This window comes from Sphingomonas nostoxanthinifaciens, assembly GCF_019930585.1.
Taxonomy (GTDB): Bacteria; Pseudomonadota; Alphaproteobacteria; order Sphingomonadales; family Sphingomonadaceae; genus Sphingomonas_I; species Sphingomonas_I nostoxanthinifaciens.
In genome coordinates this window covers 2,551,493-2,569,975 of record NZ_CP082839.1, presented here as the reverse complement: position 1 = coordinate 2,569,975, position 18,483 = coordinate 2,551,493, and the positions used below count along the sequence as shown (strand labels likewise).

The 18,483-nt window shown below is 65.6% G+C and carries 14 protein-coding genes; 7 read left to right on the top strand and 7 right to left on the bottom strand.

Translation table 11 applies throughout. The features are described 5' to 3' along the window. Position 1: 1 nt before the first annotated feature. A complete protein-coding gene (locus K8P63_RS12155) occupies positions 2-1,036 on the bottom strand; it encodes an aldo/keto reductase (protein ID WP_223796292.1) in 1,035 nt (344 codons plus the stop codon). An 86-nt stretch (positions 1,037-1,122) separates the two neighbouring features. On the opposite strand from K8P63_RS12155, the gene K8P63_RS12150 reads away from it, so the two are divergent. The 5 genes from K8P63_RS12150 (at position 1,123) to K8P63_RS12130 (ending at position 9,606) form a co-directional block, all read left to right on the top strand. Beyond that, positions 1,123-2,028, top strand: a complete 906-nt coding sequence (locus K8P63_RS12150; protein ID WP_223796291.1) for a LysR family transcriptional regulator — start codon at positions 1,123-1,125, stop codon at positions 2,026-2,028. Positions 2,029-2,130: 102 nt separating this feature from the next. Further along, complete coding sequence (locus K8P63_RS12145) at positions 2,131-3,081, top strand: DMT family transporter (protein ID WP_223796290.1); 951 nt, start codon at positions 2,131-2,133, stop codon at positions 3,079-3,081. Between the two features lie 162 nt (positions 3,082-3,243). Further along, positions 3,244-3,408, top strand: coding sequence for a hypothetical protein (locus K8P63_RS12140; RefSeq protein WP_223796289.1), 165 nt, complete (start codon positions 3,244-3,246; stop codon positions 3,406-3,408). A 251-nt stretch (positions 3,409-3,659) separates the two neighbouring features. Next, the gene (locus K8P63_RS12135; RefSeq protein ID WP_223796288.1) at positions 3,660-6,875 is read left to right on the top strand and encodes a WD40/YVTN/BNR-like repeat-containing protein; all 3,216 of its coding nucleotides are present in this window, start codon (positions 3,660-3,662) and stop codon (positions 6,873-6,875) included. A gap of 598 nt (positions 6,876-7,473) precedes the next feature. Continuing rightward, a complete protein-coding gene (locus K8P63_RS12130; RefSeq protein ID WP_223796287.1) occupies positions 7,474-9,606 on the top strand; it encodes a glycoside hydrolase family 31 protein in 2,133 nt (710 codons plus the stop codon). A gap of 56 nt (positions 9,607-9,662) precedes the next feature. On the opposite strand, the gene K8P63_RS12125 is transcribed toward K8P63_RS12130, so the two are convergent. Continuing rightward, a complete protein-coding gene (locus tag K8P63_RS12125; protein ID WP_223796286.1) occupies positions 9,663-10,565 on the bottom strand; it encodes an AraC family transcriptional regulator in 903 nt (300 codons plus the stop codon). Between the two features lie 183 nt (positions 10,566-10,748). Between K8P63_RS12125 and K8P63_RS12120 the strand changes: the two genes are divergently transcribed. Beyond that, a complete protein-coding gene (locus K8P63_RS12120) occupies positions 10,749-11,711 on the top strand; it encodes an SDR family NAD(P)-dependent oxidoreductase (protein ID WP_223796285.1) in 963 nt (320 codons plus the stop codon). A 60-nt stretch (positions 11,712-11,771) separates the two neighbouring features. Here K8P63_RS12120 and K8P63_RS12115 read toward each other — a convergent pair whose 3' ends face one another. Together K8P63_RS12115 and K8P63_RS12110 are read right to left on the bottom strand one after the other, a co-directional pair. After that, positions 11,772-12,878: a DUF2891 family protein gene (locus K8P63_RS12115; protein ID WP_223799813.1), complete on the bottom strand. Its 1,107-nt coding sequence runs from the start codon at positions 12,876-12,878 to the stop codon at positions 11,772-11,774. Then, entirely contained in the window at positions 12,878-13,948 is a 1,071-nt protein-coding gene (locus tag K8P63_RS12110; RefSeq protein ID WP_223796284.1) for a DUF2891 domain-containing protein, read from the bottom strand. The genes K8P63_RS12115 and K8P63_RS12110 overlap by 1 nt, the downstream gene beginning before the upstream one ends. Before the next feature lie 256 nt (positions 13,949-14,204). On the opposite strand from K8P63_RS12110, the gene K8P63_RS12105 reads away from it, so the two are divergent. Beyond that, positions 14,205-14,969: a PEPxxWA-CTERM sorting domain-containing protein gene (locus tag K8P63_RS12105; protein ID WP_223796283.1), complete on the top strand. Its 765-nt coding sequence runs from the start codon at positions 14,205-14,207 to the stop codon at positions 14,967-14,969. 15 nt (positions 14,970-14,984) lie between these two features. Here K8P63_RS12105 and K8P63_RS12100 read toward each other — a convergent pair whose 3' ends face one another. The 3 genes from K8P63_RS12100 to K8P63_RS12090 all read right to left on the bottom strand — a co-directional run bounded on the left by K8P63_RS12100 (position 14,985) and on the right by K8P63_RS12090 (position 18,453). Further along, positions 14,985-16,097 carry a glycoside hydrolase 5 family protein gene (locus tag K8P63_RS12100; protein WP_223796282.1) on the bottom strand — a complete coding sequence of 371 codons (1,113 nt, stop codon included), beginning with the start codon at positions 16,095-16,097 and terminating at the stop codon, positions 14,985-14,987. A gap of 26 nt (positions 16,098-16,123) precedes the next feature. Next, positions 16,124-17,257, bottom strand: coding sequence for an aldose epimerase family protein (locus tag K8P63_RS12095; RefSeq protein ID WP_223796281.1), 1,134 nt, complete (start codon positions 17,255-17,257; stop codon positions 16,124-16,126). A gap of 209 nt (positions 17,258-17,466) precedes the next feature. Further along, the gene (locus tag K8P63_RS12090) at positions 17,467-18,453 is read right to left on the bottom strand and encodes a GGDEF domain-containing protein (RefSeq protein WP_223796280.1); all 987 of its coding nucleotides are present in this window, start codon (positions 18,451-18,453) and stop codon (positions 17,467-17,469) included. Positions 18,454-18,483 lie beyond the last annotated feature (30 nt).

Sequence of the window (18,483 nt, the reverse complement as noted above, 5' to 3'; positions counted from 1 at the left end):
CTCAGACGAGGGCGGGGTTCAGGCGGGCAAAGCCCTCCTGCTGGCGATAGGGTGTGTGCGGGTAGGGCGGTAGCACGTCGCTCGCCGCGTCCAGCCGGGCGATCTGCTCGGGCGTCAGCGCCCAGCCGACCGCGCCGAGATTCTGGCGCAGCTGCTCCTCGTTGCGCGCTCCGATGATGACCGAAGATACGGTCGGGCGGCGCAGCAGCCAGTTGATCGCGATCTGGGGCACGGTCTTGCCGGTCTCCGCCGCGATCGCCTCAAGTTCGTCGATCACGCGATAGAGCAGTTCGGTCTCGACCGGCGGCGCGAACTGCTCGGTTTCGTGAAGCCGGCTGCCCGTCGGAAGCGGGCGATCGCGGCCGATCTTGCCGGTCAGGCGGCCCCAGCCGAGCGGGCTCCAGACCAGCGCGCCGATGCCCTGATCCGCAGCCAGCGGCATCAGATCCGCTTCATAGGCGCGGCCGATCAGCGAATAATAGACCTGATGGGCGACGAGGCGCGGCCAGCCGTGGCGATCGGCGATGGCTTGCGCCTTCATCGCCTGCCAGCCGGGGTAGTTGGAAACGCCGGCGTAGCGGATCTTGCCCGCGCGGGTCAGCAGATCGAGCGTGCCCATCACCTCCTCGGTTGGGGTGGAGGCGTCAAAGGCGTGGAGCTGGAGCAGGTCGATATGGTCGGTGCCGAGCCGGCCGAGCGCGTCCTCGACTGCGCGGATCAGGCGGCTGCGCGAGGCACCCCAGTCCTGCGGCCCGTCGCCCGTCGGCAGTCCGGTCTTGGTCGAGATCAGCACCGCGTCGCGACGGCCTTGGATGGCCTGCCCGAGAATCTCTTCCGATGCACCGGCCGAATAGACGTCGGCCGTGTCGAACAGCGTGACGCCGGCCTCGATGCAGATGTCCAGCAGCCGGCGAGCCTCCTGCGCGTCGCTCGTGCCCCATGCGCTGAACAGCGGCCCCTTGCCGCCGAACGTCCCCGTGCCGAAGCTCAGCGCCGGCACGCGCAAGCCCGATTGCCCCAATTGCCGATATTCCATGCGTCACCCATCGCTGCTACGTCGGAGCATAAATGACGTGGGCAGTCAGCCCGCAGTAGCCCGTCGGAACGCGAAGGATCTTTGCAATGAGCGCAAAGCTGACCGGGGGCGCCGATCGCGCCCGATCGCTTGCCTTGTTTGCCGCGATCGTGGAGCAGGGCAGTTTCTCGGCGGCGGGGCGCGTCCTCGATCTCAGCCCTTCGGCCGTCGCGCGTGCGGTCGACCGGATCGAGGCGCGATTGGGCGTCCGCCTGTTGTTGCGATCGACCCGCGCGCTATCGCTCACCGCGGAGGGGCAGACCTATCTCCAGTCGGCGCGGCGGATCCTCGCCGATCTGGACGAGGCCGAGCAGCGGATCGCCGATCAGGGCGCGCCGCGCGGGCGGCTGCGGGTCAGCGCCGCGCTCTCGCACGGCCGGCTGTGCGTGGTGCCGTTGCTGGGCGAGTTCGCGGCGCTCTATCCGCATATCCTGATCGATATCGCGTTGACCGACACGCTGGTGGACGTCGCGGCGGGGCAGGCCGATGTCGCGATCCGCTTCGGGCCGCTGGCCGACAGCATGCTCACCGCGCGCAAGCTCGGCGAGACGCGCCGCGTCATCGCCGCATCGCCGGATTATCTGGCGCGCCGGGGCACGCCGCGCGAGCCCGAAGATCTGCACGCGCACAATTGCCTGAACTTCAACTTCCGTCGAAGCGAGCCGATCTGGCCGTTCCGACGCCATGGGCGGGGCTTCGTCCTGTCGGTGAAAGGGAACATCGAGGCCAATAATGGCGAGACGCTGGGTCAGCTGGCGGCGGCCGGCGTCGGCATCGCCCGTGTCGGGGCGTTCAGCGTCGCCGACGAGATTGCGCGTGGCCACCTCGTGCCGATCCTGGAAGACTATAATCCCGGCGATGTCGAACTCATCCACGCCGTGTTCGTCGGCGGCGCCAGCGTTCCGGCGCGGACACGCGTGTTCGTCGATTTTCTTGCCGCGCGGCTGAGATGACCCGATCGATTTGACGGCGGCGCTCACATGCGCCTTGGAGTTCGCAGCATCGGCTCGTCGGCGATCGGATCGCTGCGATGGACGGCGCCGGCGGAAAGACGCATGGGCGATGGCGCAGATTGGATGGTCCGGCAGCACCGGCCGGCGAGGACGATGCTCAGCTTCTCATTTCTCTGGATTCCCGCAACCGTCGCGGCGTCGATTTTCCAGGTGGGGCGCAACGCGCTTCAGCGCGGTGTCATGGGTACGGCCGGGCCTTGGGGCGCGACGCTCGTCCGGTTCCTGTTCGGGCTCCCCTTTTCGGTCCTGTTCACGGTCTTGGCTTTTCTCGCGGTGCCGATGGCCCACCCAAGTTTCGGCGAGCCGTTCTGGCTTTCGGCGGTGGCGGGCGCTGTGTCGCAGGTGCTTGCCACCGCGGCGTTGCTGGCCGCCATGCAGCGAGCCGGCTTCGCCGTCGGCACCGCCCTGCAGCAGAGTTCGCTGCCGCTCGCGGCACTCATCGGGGCCGTGGTCTATGACGACCGGCTGAGCGGCATTGCGTGGATCGGCGTCGCCGTGACGACCGTCGGTCTCGCGCTGCTCACCTGGCCGTCGAAACTGGCGTCAACGCGGCATGCCGTGTCGGGCGCATTGTTCGGCCTGTTGTCCGGACTGTTCTTCGGTTTCTCGCTCAATGCCTTCCGCCATGCGGCGCTCGCGATGGAGCCCGATCATCCGGTGTTCGCGGCGATCATGAGCGTCTCGATCGTGCAGGCCATGCAGGCGGTGGTCCTCACGTTGGTCCTGCTGCTCGTGAGCCCCGCCGCGGTGAAGGCGGTATTGCGCAACTGGCGCAATTCGCTCGGGGCGGGAGCATGCGGAGCTTGCGCCTCGACAGGCTGGTTCGTCGCATTGGCGCTTTCGCCGGCCGCCCCGGTCCGCGCGCTGGGTGTGATCGAGGCGCCGATTGCCGCAATCGCCGGTCACCGGCTGTTCCGCGAAACGCTCCACATCAAGCAGATCGTGGCCGGCCTGGCGGTGATTATCGGGATCGTCATGACATCCTTGTGGTGAAGCGAGCGGGGCGGTGCTCGGCGGGACGGCTCCTCCTCCGTACGGCGGCGGACGAGGTTCGCGAGCGGGCCGGGCAAGGTCATCCGGCGGATCGCAAAACTGGTCCGGATTGGAAATCCGAACTGCTGACGGCGTCGTACGTAGCCGCGTGGAGGCACGCAGATGTCGGATCAGATCCGTGATCTTGCCGAGCGGTATGTACGCCAATTTGGCGATCGGGCCTTGGCGCGCATCGCGGACGACATCAGCATCGCAACCGCGAGGTGCGACTGGCCCGCGGTTCTGGCGCTCACCGAAGCCCGGCGGCAGATCGGCGGCTTCAAATGAAGGGCCGCGATACCGGCAGATACACGCGCATGCTCTCCAAGACATGGTCGTAGGCGCGCTCGCCGTTGCGAAGCGTCGATGTCCGCCACCGAAACCGGCGATCGGTTCGAAATCTTCGGACTGGTCATCGTCGTCGTAGCGTCTAGGCTCGTCGCCGGACTTCATGCCCATGGGTGCCGATCAACCTCCGGCCCGGTCCGCGCGGCGTAGCACGACGCGCGGCAGCCGGGTTCCAGCTCTGGACTAACGCTATGCGCATTCTGGCACTTTTGCTCTCCACCGCGGCTCTGGCCGGCACCGCCGGTCTCGCGGCAAAACCGGCGTCGTCCGCGAGTGTGGCTGGGCCACCGGAAGCGGCGGTCGTCACCGGCGAGATGGCGTGGCGCATGATCGGGCCGTTCCGCGGTGGCCGGACGCGGGCTCTGGTGGGGGTGCCGACCCAGCCCGCGGTCTTCTACATCGGCCCGGTCAACGGCGGCGTGTGGAAGACCGACGATGCCGGGCACACCTGGCACTCCGTTTTCGACGACCAGCCCACCCAATCCATCGGTTCGATCGCGGTGGCGCCGTCAAATCCGGACATCATCTACGCCGGCAGCGGCGAAGGGCAGCATCGGCCCGATCTGTCGGTGGGCGACGGCATCTACAAATCGACCGATGCGGGCAAGAGCTGGACGCATCTCGGCCTACGCGACGGGCAGCAGATCCCCGATCTCGCGATCGACCCCACCAATCCCGACCGCGTCTTCGCCGCCGTGCTCGGCCACCCCTACGGCGCCAATGCCGAGCGGGGCGTCTATCGCTCGCTCGACGGCGGCAAGACGTGGGAGCGCGTCCTGTTCAAGGATGACGACACCGGCGCCTATTCGATCGCGATCGATCCGGCCCAGCCGCAGACCGTCTATGCCAGCCTCTGGCAGGATCGGCATGGCCCGTGGGAAGACCACAACGCCTTTCAGGGGCCCAATGGCGGACTGTTCAAGTCGACCGACGGCGGCACGACGTGGCGCAAGCTGACGAACGGCCTGCCCGCGAACACCGCGCAGGTCATCGTCACCGTCAGCAGCGCCAATCCGAAGCGGCTCTTCGCGACCGTGTCGGCGCGCACGGATACCGGCGGCAAGGGCGGCCCCGGCAGCGGGCTGTACCGCTCCGACGATGCCGGCGAGACCTGGATCCGCATCACCGAAGACCCGCGTCCGCTGGCGAGCATCACCGGCAACGATCTGCCGACGATGCGCCCGGACCCGACGAATGCGGACGTGGTCTACATGTCCGGCATCATGGCGATCAAATCGGTCGATGGCGGCAAGAGCTGGAGCCCCGTACGCGGTGCGCCGGGCGGCGACGATTATCAGAACGTCTGGATCAACCCGACCAATCCCGACATCGTCGCCTATGCGGTCGATCAGGGCGTCACGATCTCGCTGAACCACGGCAGGACGTGGAGTACGTGGTTCAATCAGGCCACCGGCCAGCTTTACCACGTCACCGCGACCACCAACACGTTCCCCTATCGCGTCTGCGGCGGCTATCAGGATAGCGGATCGGTCTGCATCTCGAGCCGCGGCAACGATGGCGCGGTGACGGTGCGCGACTGGCATCCGGTCGGCGCCAGCGAATATGCCCAGGTGGCGCCCGATCCGCTGGATCCCGATCTGATCTACGGCGCCGGCCGATCGGAAGTCTCGCGCTTTCACTGGTCGACCGGCCTCGTCGAGGACGTCACCCCCGTTCCCATCGTCACGGGGGCCGACCGTGTTGATCGTACCCAGCCGATCCTGTTCGCGCCGTCCGATCCGCATGCGCTCTATTACGCCACCAGCAAGGTCTATCGCACGCGCGATGGCGGCACGAACTGGGACGCGATCAGCCCCGATCTCACCCGCGAGAAACCGGGCCTCCCCGCCAGCGTCGGCGCGATGCACGGCCCGGGCATGGAGAGCCAGCGCGGCACGGTCTATTCGCTCGGCGTGTCGCCGCGCGACAGCAATATCCTGTGGGCCGGCACGGACGACGGGCTGGTGTGGACGAGCCGCGACGGCGGCAAGAACTGGGCGAACGTCACACCGCCGACGATGACGGCGTGGAGCAAGGTCACGCAGATCGACGCGTCGCATTTCGACGGCAATGTCGCCTACATCTCGGTCAGCCGGATGCGCGTCGACGATCAGCGCCCCTACATCTTCCGCACGCGCGACGGCGGGAAGACGTGGGACTCGATCGTCGCCGGCCTCCCCGACAATGCCGCAGTCGACGCGGTGCGCGAAGATCCGAAAAAACCGGGACTGCTGTTCGCAGCGACTGAAAAGGCCGTCTGGTTTTCGCGCGACGACGGCGCCCGTTGGGCCTCGCTCCAGCTTAACCTGCCCCACACCTCGATGCGCGACCTTGCGATCCACGACGACGATCTGATCGTCGGCACGCATGGCCGGTCGATCTGGATTCTCGACGACATCTCGCCGCTGCGCCAGATGGACGTCGCTGCGGCCGGGAAGGCGGCGCTGCTCAAGCCGGCTGTGGCCTATCGCGTGGCCCGCAGTACCTGGACCGATACGCCGATGCCGCCGGATGAACCGAACGGGCAGAACCCGCCCGCAGGCGCGATCATCGACTATTATTTGCCGCAGGATATCAAGGGGCCCGTCACGCTCGAAATCCTCGACGGCCGCGGCAAGCTGGTCCGCCGCTATCGCGGCGACGATCCGGCAGAGATCACCGAGGCGGAGATCAAGCAGGGGCTGGTCCCGCCATACTGGATGATCCCGCGCCACGCATTGTCGGGCAAAAGCGGCATGCATCGCTGGATATGGGATCTGAACTATACCGCGCCTGCGGGCAGTGCGCGGCGCGGTTACCCGATCTCGGCAGTGCCCCATGCGACGCCGCGGCTGCCGCAGGGCCCGATGGCAATTCCGGGCGATTACGTCGTCCGGCTCATCGCCGACGGCAAGACGCTGGATCAGCCGCTGACGCTGCTGGCCGATCCGCGCGTGAAAACCCCCGCCGAGGGGTTGCAGCACCAGCTCGAGCTGGGCCTATCCGTCAGCGAATCCTTGACCCGTGCTTCGGCGATGCTGGTGGAGGCCCAATCGCAATTGGCTCAGCTCAAGCAGGCGAAGGCTGCCAACGACCCGGCGGTCGAGCGTCTGGTCGAGGCGCTCGAGGCCGTTCTGGATGGAAAGGGAAGCGGGGACCGCGACGGACTTGTCGCGACGCAACGCAACCTCGACCAGCTTTATTCGCAGGTGACCGAAGGTGCGGCTGCCCCGACGAGCGCGCAACTGGCTGCGGTTCGCGTCGTCGGGGAGCAATTGGCGCGGCTTCAAGGTGAGTGGACGCAGGCGCAGGCGGCTGTGCCCGAGGCCAACAAGAGCCTGCGCAAGTCGGGCCTCGCCGCCTTGCACGGAAGCAAGGCGCAGATCGATGCGGTCTTCGAGTCCGATGACGATCAGGACGACGATTGAGGAAGGACGATCCAGCGACGAAAAATGCCGGGAGATTCCTCGCGGGGGGCGGCCAGTGCGGCTTGAAGTGGCCTTGAACGAACCCTGCTCCGCCCCGTGGCGTAAGGATTGGACCAACCTTATCAGCGGATTGTATTCAACGCGCGAGGAGCAGGCGGCCTGGGTCGAAGCCGGCAAGCTTCTCGCATAAGGTCACAGGGCTTCGTCGTCGGAGAAACCGGAACATCGGCTTCGTCGAACGCCCGCGAATAAGATGTCCGATCATAATCGAGGCGAGGAGAACGGGATGCGTCCGAAGATTTTGAGCAGTGCGATGAAGGCTGTGCTCCCGTCGTCGCTCTTCGTCCTTGCCGTCATGCCCTTGGCGCAACCTGCTTGTGCCTCCGACCCTGCGACAGCCAGTGAATTTGTCATCGCGCGCGACGGCAGGACGATCGTGATCGAGCCCTATGGCCCGAATATCGTCCGCGTTTCGATGAGCAGCAAGAGTGCGGAAGCGCTGGCCAAACCCGGATATGGCTTCGTGGGGCTACCGTCGGCGAACGGCTGGACCCGGGAGAAGAGCGCGGACGGTTATGATGTCATACGTTCATCGCGAATGACCGTGCGTCTGGCCCCGGCCGATTTCCCGGCCCCCCGTCCGATGCCGCTCGATCCGCTGAACCAGTCGCTGCGTGACGTCTATTTCGGCGGAGGAAATCACCCCGGTCCCTTGAACGACATGCTGTCGATCGCGACCGCGGCCGGAAAGCCTTTGCTCACCCTGCAGCGCTGGTCGATGGCCCGCAATTCGGCCGCCGCTCCAGGGGGGCAGGCTGCTCCGTCAGCGGCGAGCGATCCCGGATATCGTGTCTCGGCCACGTTCGATGCGGCGACCGACGAGCATTTCTACGGGCTCGGACAACAGCAGCAGGGGCTGCTCGATCTGCGCGGGCACCAGATCCGCTGCTGGCACGATTATAGCGCGCCGGGTGGGGAGAATGTGTGCATCCCGTTCATGGTCTCGACGCGTGGATATGGGCTGATCTGGGACAATCCGTCGAAGACGACGGTTAATCTCGCGATCAACCAGCAGAGCCAGTGGTCGTCCGAGGTCGGCGATCGCGTGTCGTTCTTCGTGATTGCCGGGGATACCAGCGACGAGATCTATCAGGCATACCGGCAGTTAACGGGCGTCGCGCATCTGCTGCCCAAGGCCGGCTACGGCTATATCCAGAGCAAGGCCATCTACGCCACCCAGCAGCAGGTGATGGATGTCGCCAGCGGATATCGCGATCGGAAGCTGCCGCTCGACACGATCGTGGTCGATTTCCTGAACATGACGCGTCAGGGCGAACTCGATCTCGATCCCGCGCGCTGGCCCGACCCGGCCAAGATGAACCGCGATCTGCACGCGATGGGCATCGGGACGATGTTGAGCGTGTGGCCGCATTTCTCGCCCGGCACGCGCTATTACGACATGCTGGTGAAGAAGGGATGGCTCGTTTCCGGACCGGACGGCGTCCCCGACCAGGGCGGATTCAAGGATGCTGTCGGCCCCAACATCGACACGACCAACCCCGAAGCCGCGAAATGGTGGTGGGAAGCGATCCGGGATCGCTACGTGAAGCCGTATGGCTTCGATTATATCTGGCTCGACGAGACCGAGCCGGACATCGATCCGGCCAAGGACGTCTTCTCCATCGGATCCGGCAACCGTTACTACAACGCCTATCCGCTGTTCCACACGGCATCGGTCTATGACGGGTTCCGCAGAGACTTCGGCGACTCGCGCCGCGTGCTGATCCTCGCGCGTGCCGCCTATCTTGGCGCACAACGTAACGGCACGGTCTTCTGGTCGAGCGACGTCACGTCGACCTGGGACATGCTCAAGCGCTCGATCCCGGCCGGGCTGAACTTCGCCGCCAGCGGCATGCCCTATTGGGATACCGACATTGCCGGCTTCTTCTCGCCGACGCTTGCTGCCACGTATCGCGCGGACCACACGCCGTTACTGAGTCCGTCCGACGTGCTCGACAATGTCGATCGCTACGAAGATTATCCCGAATTGTTCGTCCGCTGGTTCGAATGGGGCACATTCCAGCCGGTGATGCGGGTGCATGGCGAAAGGCAGCACAACGAGGTCTGGTCGTACGGCAAGGCGGCCGAGCCGATCCTGTCGGCTTATCTGCGGCTGCGCTACCAGCTGATGCCCTACACCTACGCGCTGGGCTATCGCACCTATCAGACGGGCGCGCCGTTCATGCGCGCATTGTTCATGGATTTCCCCAATGATCCGAACGTCGTCGATCTCAAGGACGAATATATGTTCGGGCCGGCATTTCTGGTCGCGCCGGTGACGGAGCAGGGGGCGACAAGCCGGAAAGTCTACCTGCCCGCAGGCAGCGACTGGTATAATTACTGGACCAACGAGCGCTTCGCAGGCGGCACGTCGATCGAGGTGGCCGCGCCGATCGACACCATCCCGCTGTTCGTTCGCGCAGGCTCGATCGTCCCGATGGGATCGGCGATCGAAAGCGCAAGCCAGCCGCAGGCGATCGAGTCCGTGCGCGTCTATCCGGGCGCCGACGGCAGGTTCGCGCTGTTTTCCGACGATGGCACGACCTACAAATATGAGCGGGGTGCCGGATCGGTCACGACGCTCGTCTGGAATGATCGCTCGCGGAAGCTGACGTACGAGGGTGCGTGGCGTCCTGCCGATCCTTCGGTCGTCAAGGTCATGGGCCGTTGATCTCCGCCCTCGTCGGGAGCCTCTGACCGTCGCGGGGCGGCCTGAAACGCTTGCCGTCAAGCGTCGGCAGCTTCACCGACCTGGGCGATGCCCGTCTCACGCAGCCGTCCAGCATCGCGAGCGGGCGGCGCGCCGAACATCCGGGCATATTCCCGGCTGAATTGGGAGGCGCTCTCGTAGCCCACCATATGGGCGGCGCGCGCGGCATCGCCGCCCGAAACGAGCAGCCGCCGCGCTTCCTGGAGCCGAAGCGTCTTCTGATATTGGAGCGGGCTCATCGCGGTCGCTGCCTTGAAGTGGCGGTGGAACGAGGCGGGGCTCATTCCCGCCAGATCGGCGAGCTGCTCGACGCGCAATGTCCGGTCGAAGTGCGCCCGGATCCAGCCGATTGCCTGACGGATCTGGCTGAGCCGGCTGTCCGAACGCGCGATCTGGCGCAGCACGCCGCCCTGCGGTCCGCGCAGCAACCGGTAGAGGATCTCGCGCTCGTGTATCGGCGCGAGCACCGGCACGTCCTCCGGCCGGTCCAGCAGTGCGAGGAGGCGCGACCATGCGTCGAGCAAATCGGGCGTCACCGCGCTTACCGCAAAGCCTGCGGTTTCGCCCTCCGACCCGCCGGGCACGTCGAGAATGAGCGAGCTCAGGGTGCTCCGGTCCAGCTTCATGCTCACTGCGACATAGGGCCGCGCCGGGCTCGCCTCGACGACCCAACCGCAGGCGGGGAGATCGATCGTGGCGATGAAGTAACTCGCCGGATCGTAGCGGAGGGTGCGATCGCCGATCAGGATCTGCTTGGCACCCTGCAGGACCAGGCACAGCGCCGGCTCGTAAACGCCCGGCGTCGGCTTGGTCATCGTGCAGCCGACATGCACCGCGACGCGCGGAAGCGGCGTATCCTGCCGCGCGCCGTTGCCATGGCGTTCGGCGATTGCGCGCATTCGGGCCAGTTGTTCGTGCATCCGTCCCACATCGTCACGATCGACCGTCAAGGCAATGCGGCGCCCGTGCCGCCGAGCGCGTCCTGATAGGATCGGGCAAGAGAACGATATGATCGGGCTTCAACGCAAGCGCGACCGTGCCGATCTCGGTGATGCGTAGCGATTGCGCGCACGTGCATCATCCTATCAGGCAGGACTGCAATTATGACCAAGATATTCGGAGCGGAATCGACCACCGACGAGGTGCTCGATGGCATCGACCTCACCGGCAAGCGCATCCTCGTGACCGGCGTCTCCGCCGGGCTCGGGGTGGAGACCGCACGCGCGCTGATGGCGCATGGTGCGCACGTGGTCGGCGCCGCGCGCGACCTGGATAAGGCGCGCGTAGCGACGGCGGGGCTCGACGCGGCCGCAGCAGGGGGAGCGACCCTGGAATTGGTGGAGCTCGACCTTGCATCGCTCGCCAGCGTGCGGGCTTGCGCGGATGCGCTGGTGGCGGACGGCCGACCCTTCGATGTCATCATCGCCAATGCCGGCGTCATGGCGTGCCCGCAAAGCCAGACCCAGGATGGTTTCGAGACCCAGTTCGGCACGAACCATCTCGGCCACTTCGTCGTGGTCAATCGCATCGCGTCGCTGCTGAAGCCCGGCGGGCGGCTGGTGAACCTGTCCTCCGCTGGCCACCGTTTCGCCGATGTCGACCTCGACGATCCCAATTTCGAGCGCACGCCCTACGACGAATGGGTGGCCTATGGTCGTTCCAAGACCGCCAACATCCTGTTCGCGGTGGAGTTCGACCGGCGCCATCGGGGTGCGGGCATTCGCGCGACCGCGCTCCATCCGGGTGCCATCCAGACCGAACTCAGCCGCTACATGACGCCCGAGGCGACCGAACGGCTGATCGCCGCGATCAACGACACGCAGCGGGCGGCCGGCGCGCCGCTCTTCAACTATAAGTCGATCCCCCAGGGCGCGGCGACATCGGTCTGGGCGGCGGTCGTCGCATCGGCGGACGATATTGGTGGCCGCTATTGCGAGGATTGCCACGTCGCCGAAATTCAGGACGGCGCGGGCATCCGCGGCGGTGTTCGTCCCTATGCGCTCGATCCCGACCACGCCAAGGCGCTCTGGGCCAAGAGCGAGGAGATGGTCGGCGAGCGTTTCTGAGCGCGCAATGTCCGAATTTCGGGATGGCGCTTCAGAAGGAGGATCCGGGCAATGTCGGGTCTACACCTGCTGGAGCGCCAGCACTGCCCGCGCCGGCAGGCTGCGGCGGCCATAGTCGGTCTCGTCGAGATGACGGATGCCGGCCATGTAATGGGCGTGGGCGGCAGCGAGCAGCACCTGCGCGCGACGCCCTTCGGACGCCCTGCCGAGATTGCCGAGCAGCCATGATCGATGGAGGTTCATCAGGTCGGTCGCGAGCGTTATCCGCCAGTCGCTGCGATCCTGCAGCGCGCACGGCTCGAACAGGATCGCCGGCTGCCGCTGTTCGATGGTCGGTGCGAACCGCTGAAACCAGGCGGTGAATTCCTGCTTGGGTAGCACGCGGCGCATCAGATCGGCGGTGGCCAATTCGGCCGGGACGCTTTCCTCGCCCCCCACCGTCGCATTCGGTGCGATCACCATGGTCGCGTACCACCGTTCGGCATGATGGCGCAGCGTCGACAGAAATGCCGCATCGCCGGTCGTCTGCGCGGCGCAGGCCATCAGGGAGAGGCCCAGCGGCAGCGTGCCGCTCCGGCCGGCATTGGCGAGCTTCGGGAGGAACCCGACCATGCGCCTCTTCAGATCGTCGACCAGCGGCGTCAGCAGACGGTGCCAGTTCGCGGCCTGCGCGGTCTTTTGCCGCGCGAATTCGGCATCCAGCATCATCACGTGCCCCCAGCCTACCGGCCTGGAGAAGCCCTGCCGGTCGGGCTTCGCAAAGAAGGCGATCTCGGTCGCGACCTTCTCCGCCGACAAAACATGGTCGAAATAGGCCCGTATCCCGGCGGTTTGTGCCAGCGATGGGTAAAGGCGCGCCAGCCGCGCCAGCATCCAGCAATTCAGCGTGGCGGTCGACCAATCGAAGCTGCCGTAGAAGATCGGGTGATTGATGCGCGGCGACAGCGGATCGTCGACGCCAAGTCGCGACAGGCCGGCCTGAACGGGATATTCGCGCTTGAGCTCGGCCATGGCGAAACCCGCGAACGATCCCGCCAGCCCGGCGCCCAGGCGATCGGGCACTGCCAGCCGGGCCGACGCGACGCCGGCGGGGGCCGCCGCACCGAACAGGAACGTGGCATCGCGCAGCAGCGCGCGGCGATCGATGGTCATGCCGGAATTGTCCATCACTTGCCTTCCTCGATCGATTCCAGCGCGAGCAGTGCATAGGTCGAGAGCCAATGCTCGCTCATGTAGCCGCCCTGCACCTTGTCGAGCGAGGCATCGAGGAAGGTCGCGGCGGTATGTCGCAGCACTTCGGCGCGCGGATCCTGCCCCAGCGTCCGCGCCAGATTGTTCATCGCCCAGGCGCGGCTGAGGTTGACGCCGTCGAGATGGGCGAGAACCCCGTCGGTCGGGTCGGTCACGACGGCGACCTGGAAGAGGATCGCCGGCTCGCGGGCGGCCAGCCGCGGCAGGTAGCGATCGAGCCAGGCGAGGAAGCGATCGCGCGGCAGCACGCGCCGCATCAGTTCGGCCTCGGTCAGGATCGGCGAGAGGAAGTCCATCGGGCCGTAATCGACCTGCGTCGGGGCGACGTCGGCCGAAAACCAGTCGATCGCCCGCCGGCTTATCTGGTCGCGCAACGCCGCATCGCCGAAGCTGTCGGCATAATCGAGCGCCAGCACCATGTTGAACGCGCTGTTGGGGTGCGCACCATCCCGCGTCGGACGGGGCAGCTTCTGGATGTAGTCGCCGAAACGCCCGGCCAGGAAGCGCGCCATCGGCGTCACCGCTGCCAGCCAGCGGCGTCCAGCCTCGTCCTTGCGTTCGTGCAGCTCCGCAGCGAGCTTCAAGAACCAGCACCAGCCATAGGGTCGCTCATAATCCTCGGCAAAGGGGCGCTTGAAGAAGGCGATCTCGCCTGCGACCTTCGCCGGAGTGAATGCCTGATCGAGCTGTGCGATCGTGGCCGCGCGCTGGGGCAGATCGGGATAGAGCCGGTTCAACCGGGTGAGCAGCCAATAGCCGTGCACGCAGCTGTGCCAGTCGTAGCTGCCGTGGAAGATGGGATGGAAATCGCGCGGAGTCAGCGCGAGGTCCGCCGGGCCGAGCAGCACCTCCCCTTGACCGAACGGGAATTGCCGGCCGACGTGGCCGAGGGTGATGTCGACGAGATTCCCGGCGCGCTCGGGCGAAAGGCGGCGCCCGGTCCCGCTGGTGGGCTTGGGAAGAGCTTTTGCGTCCGCAGCATCCATGCCGGCTGATATCCTTCGTTCGCTTTCGGCTCGGCACTAGCGGATTACCCGCGAACCGCCACCCGGCGCGTTCGACACATTGTCGTCACGGGCAGGCCGAACGATTGCGCCGTCTTCGCTTGGCGTCGGCCGGGCATCGAGCGAGGTCATCACGGAGGCTGGTCTTCCTGATATCGTGGAAGTTGTTTCGCCTGTCGGCCATATTCATGGTTTGGCCGATATGGTAAACAAGGACTGTCCTGCCGGGGAGAGTCGCATGAAGCGCATCAGTCAGCTTGTATCGACTGCGATCTTCGTCACCGCCGCTTTGTTCGGTTCGGAAGCCGGATCGACGGTCCCTTATACGGTGACTTATAATGGAGTGGTGACGAGCGGGCAGGGCGTCGGCGTAGACTTCGCTTCTGTCTTCGGTAACGGCGCTGACCTTGTCGGCGATCCGGTCACGGTAGTCTTCACGATCGATCCGACCAAGGCCGACGTCAAGTTCAGCTCATCGGATGGATCGGATCGCTATGGCCCGGTCCATGCCGAGGAATATGATCTCACCAGCAAGTCGCTCGCGTCGGACCAGCTTGCGATCACGGCGACCGTGAAGATCGGGGATCTCTTTGCGGACGTCGCGACGTCGGTTCCGGCATCGGACCAGATCGATCAGGCGGCCGCGACGCGAAGCTTCATCGATACCTTTTCGTCGCGCACCACGAACATCAATTTCTACGATCCCGCGACCGGTCTAAGTCGCTCCGTCGGAAACAATACCGGCTTCGGAACGCCGTATGACGTCTTCGACCGGCCGGTCGATGAGCCGTTGTCCTATGACTCGCCCGGTGGGACCGGCGGGGTTTTCGCCGGCAACGGGTCACCGAGCTATTTTTTCGTCGTGTACGACATCACGAAGGTGACGGTCGCCCAGATCGCCGCCGTGCCCGAGAATGGCTCGTGGGCGATGATGCTCCTCGGCTTCGGCGCGGTAGGGGGCATTATGCGTCGTCGTCCGCGAGCGAGGCTTCGCTTCGGCTGATCCGCGCGCTCCGGCCTAGTTCGTCGCCGCCGTCAGCTTCCTGATAAGATCGACCTCGGCCTGTCGGTAAGGCGTGCCGTCGGTGTGCAGTACGTCGTGAAACCACAATGTCGGTTCCTGCGACACGTAGGGGCGCTGCCAGCTGTCCCACGGCAGCCGGGTCTGCTCCTTGCCGTCGACGAAGCCCCAGTTGATCATGCCGACATGGTGGCTCTTTCCGACGGGAAGCGAGCCGTCGAAGGTCGAACCGGCGCCCCGCGCCATATATTCGGTGCAGATGATCGGGCGGCCATAGCCTTCCAGCTTGGTGATCCGCGCCTCGATCGATTCCGGCCAGCCATAATCGTGAAAGGTGATGATGTCGGATTGGCCCAACTGCACCGTCTCGATCGGGCGGTGCGTATCGGCCGGCGCCCACGCCTTGCCCAGCCAGACGCCGCTCGTGAGCGGCTGGACGGGATTGGCGGCACGGGCCCACGCGAACACGCTCGGCAGCAGCTGCGTGACGAGCTGCGCCTTGTTGGCCGGCTGGTCCTTATACTGTTCGGAAGGATTGTCTGGCTCGTTCCATACGTCCCAGCCCAGAATGCGGTCATCCTTGGCGAAGGCGCCGACGACGCCCTTCACATAGGCTTCGAGCCGCGGATATTGCTTCGGGTCTTCCAGCGCCGCAATGCCGGGCGATTGCACCCAGCCCGAATTGTGGACGCCCGGGATCGGCGGATGCTGCGGCCCGAGCTTCGGATCGGGATCCCAGCAGCTGTCGAACAGGACGAACAGCGGCTTGATGCCGTGCCGGTGGGCGATCGTCAGGAACGTGTCGATGCGCTTGGCGAACCCCTTCGGATCGCTGTCCCACAGCCGATCGTGGAGGAAGACGCGCATCGTGTTCATGCCGATCTTCTGGGCCCAGCCCAGTTCCAGATCGATGCGCGCCGGATCGAAGGTTTCGGGCTGCCACATCTCGAGCTGGTTGATCGCCGTGGCGGGCAGATAATTGGCGCCGACCAGCCAGCGTTGCTGGCCGTACCACGCCTTCGCCTGATCGGGCGTCCAGCGTTCGCGCGCCACCGCCGGCGACGCCAGCACCGCCGCGCTTGCCAGAAGGGCAAAAGTCGCCCTGTTCATGCGATCACCCTCCGAAACTTTATTTCTTAGCGCGTCGTCGAGAAGCGGAAGACGATATGGTTTGCGTAGGTCTGTCCGGGATCGAGCCGGACCGATCCGAAATCGGGCCGGTTCGGCGTGTCCGGAAACATCTGCGGCTCGAGCACGATCGCATCGCCCTCGCGATAGATATGACCGGATTTGCCGGTGATCGTCCCGTCGAGGAAATTGCCCGAATAGAATTGCAGTCCGGGCTGGTCGGACAGCACCTCCATCACGCGGCCCGTTTCCGGATCCTCGACCCGCGCCATCAGCTGCATCGCCTTCGGCTTCGTCCGGCTGATGACCCAATTGTGATCGTAGCCGCGGCCGAAGCGAAGCTGTTCGTCCTGGCCGTTGCGCACGCGCAGGCCGATCGCGGTCGGCGTGCGGAAATCGAACGGCGTGCCGGTGACGGGACGGAATTCGCCGGTGGGAATCGCGGTCGCATCGGTCGGCGAATAAGCGTCGGCCGGGATCATCATCTTCAACCCCATCGCACCCGCAACGGAGCCTTCGCCGTTGAGGTTCCAATAAGTATGGTTGGAGAGATTGACGACGGTCGGACGGTCGGTCGTCGCGCTATAATCGACGGCGAGATCGCCCTTGTCGTCGAGGCTGTACGTAGCCGTGGCGGTGAGCGTGCCGGGATAGCCCTGGTCGCCGTCCGGGCTCACGTAGCGCAACGTCACGCCCGGCTTGGCGCCGCTATGGGTTTCGACGACCTGCCAGACGACCTTGTCGAACCCCTTGGTGCCGCCGTGCAGCGCATTGGGTCCGTCGTTGACCGGGGTCTGATAGGATTTGCCGTTGAGCGTGAACCGCCCCTTGGCGATCCGGTTGGCGACGCGGCCGACGGTGGCACCGAAAAAGTTGGGCTTGGCCACATAGCCGGCGAGATCGTCATAGCCGAGCACGACATCGGCCAGCTTGCCGGCGCGATCGGGCACCATCAGCGACTGGACGCTGGCACCCAGCGTCAGGATCGTGGCCGACATGCCCTTGCCGTTGCTGAGCACGATGGCTTCGACCGGGCTGCCGTCCGGCATCGACCCGAAAGGCTTGCGCTGCACCGCGCTGGCGAGCACCGGACCGGCCAACATTGTGATCAAGGCGAGGCCCATCCCCAATTTCGTGTGCATCTCTTCCTCCCCGACCGCCGCTTGAGAGCGCGTTTCGTGTCTTCGTTAGATGATAAATCGATTTGGTCCAGTGGCGTGGACCGGGTCAGGGGTCGTTCGCCGACCAATCATCAGTCGATCATCGGCTGTTCATCAGGCTCGCATCCTTCGAGGCCGTTGAGGTGCAGGCTAGACGGTGGCGTGTGCCGCGCGAGCGCGGCGCTGCCGCCTCATGCGGAAAGCAGCTGGTTGCGTCCGTTCTGTTTGGCGCCGTAGAGTCGGCGGTCGACGCTCTCGCAAAAGTCGCGCGCGCGCTCGCCTTCGTCGGGCACGACCGTGCCGACGCCGACGCTGGCGGTGACGAACGTGCTGCAGTCCGAAGCTTCGTGCGGGATGGCGAGCGCCTCGATCGCGTGGCGGCAGGTTCGCGCAAGATCGAGCGCGGTGGCCTCGTCGGTGTCGGGCAGCAGCAACACAAATTCCTCGCCGCCGAAGCGGGCGACCACGTCCTGCGCGCGACCGATCTTCCGCAGCGCCGCGGCTACGGTGACAAGGCATTCATCGCCGCGGACATGGCCGTAGCGATCGTTGAACCGCTTGAAATGATCGATATCGAGCAGGATCATCGACAATGGCCGAGCGCCGCGACGCGCCGTTTCCCATTCGGCCTCCAGCCGCTCGTCGAACCGGCGACGGTTGGCGGTGCGGGTCAGCCCATCCTCGAACGACAGGGCCTCGAGCTTCTTCTGCATCTTGACCAGTTCCTGCTCGATCCGCTTGCGTTCGCTGATGTCGAACATGAAGCCGATCAGGCTATCGACCTCGCCGGCGGCGTTGCGCACGACATGGACGACGTCGCGGATCCATACGAACCCGCGATCGGCGGTGAGCGCGCGGTAATCGGCTTCGTGGTCGATCCCGGCGATCGATTGGGCAACGCAGTAATTGACGACATGCTCGCGATCGTCGGGATGGATGCGCGACGCCCAATCCTCGACCGAAACCCAGCTATTCTGCGGCCAGCCGAGCAGCGGCTCGATCTGCGGTCCCATATAGGTGAAGCGCATGGTCGCCCAATCGATCTTCCACGGGATCGCCAGCGTCGATTCCAGCAGCGTCCGGTAGACCGCGGCATCGGCTTCGAGGCTCGCGCTGGCGGGATAGGCATGGATGGGGCTGGCCGCGACGGGCGCGGCAACGGGATCGCTCCGAGGCATGGCAGCTTGTCCAGCAATGGGGTGAAAGGC

Excerpts from the sequence above, each read along its gene's own strand:
- K8P63_RS12155 (WP_223796292.1), bottom strand. The coding sequence starts at position 1,036 with ATGGAATATCGGCAATTGGGGCAATCGGGCTTGCGCGTGCCGGCGCTG.
- K8P63_RS12150 (WP_223796291.1), top strand. The coding sequence starts at position 1,123 with ATGAGCGCAAAGCTGACCGGGGGCGCCGATCGCGCCCGATCGCTTGCC.
- K8P63_RS12145 (WP_223796290.1), top strand. The coding sequence starts at position 2,131 with ATGGGCGATGGCGCAGATTGGATGGTCCGGCAGCACCGGCCGGCGAGG.
- K8P63_RS12140 (WP_223796289.1), top strand. The coding sequence starts at position 3,244 with ATGTCGGATCAGATCCGTGATCTTGCCGAGCGGTATGTACGCCAATTT.
- K8P63_RS12135 (WP_223796288.1), top strand. The coding sequence starts at position 3,660 with ATGCGCATTCTGGCACTTTTGCTCTCCACCGCGGCTCTGGCCGGCACC.
- K8P63_RS12130 (WP_223796287.1), top strand. The coding sequence starts at position 7,474 with ATGACCGTGCGTCTGGCCCCGGCCGATTTCCCGGCCCCCCGTCCGATG.
- K8P63_RS12125 (WP_223796286.1), bottom strand. The coding sequence starts at position 10,565 with ATGCACGAACAACTGGCCCGAATGCGCGCAATCGCCGAACGCCATGGC.
- K8P63_RS12120 (WP_223796285.1), top strand. The coding sequence starts at position 10,749 with ATGACCAAGATATTCGGAGCGGAATCGACCACCGACGAGGTGCTCGAT.
- K8P63_RS12115 (WP_223799813.1), bottom strand. The coding sequence starts at position 12,878 with ATGGACAATTCCGGCATGACCATCGATCGCCGCGCGCTGCTGCGCGAT.
- K8P63_RS12110 (WP_223796284.1), bottom strand. The coding sequence starts at position 13,948 with ATGGATGCTGCGGACGCAAAAGCTCTTCCCAAGCCCACCAGCGGGACC.
- K8P63_RS12105 (WP_223796283.1), top strand. The coding sequence starts at position 14,205 with ATGAAGCGCATCAGTCAGCTTGTATCGACTGCGATCTTCGTCACCGCC.
- K8P63_RS12100 (WP_223796282.1), bottom strand. The coding sequence starts at position 16,097 with ATGAACAGGGCGACTTTTGCCCTTCTGGCAAGCGCGGCGGTGCTGGCG.
- K8P63_RS12095 (WP_223796281.1), bottom strand. The coding sequence starts at position 17,257 with ATGCACACGAAATTGGGGATGGGCCTCGCCTTGATCACAATGTTGGCC.
- K8P63_RS12090 (WP_223796280.1), bottom strand. The coding sequence starts at position 18,453 with ATGCCTCGGAGCGATCCCGTTGCCGCGCCCGTCGCGGCCAGCCCCATC.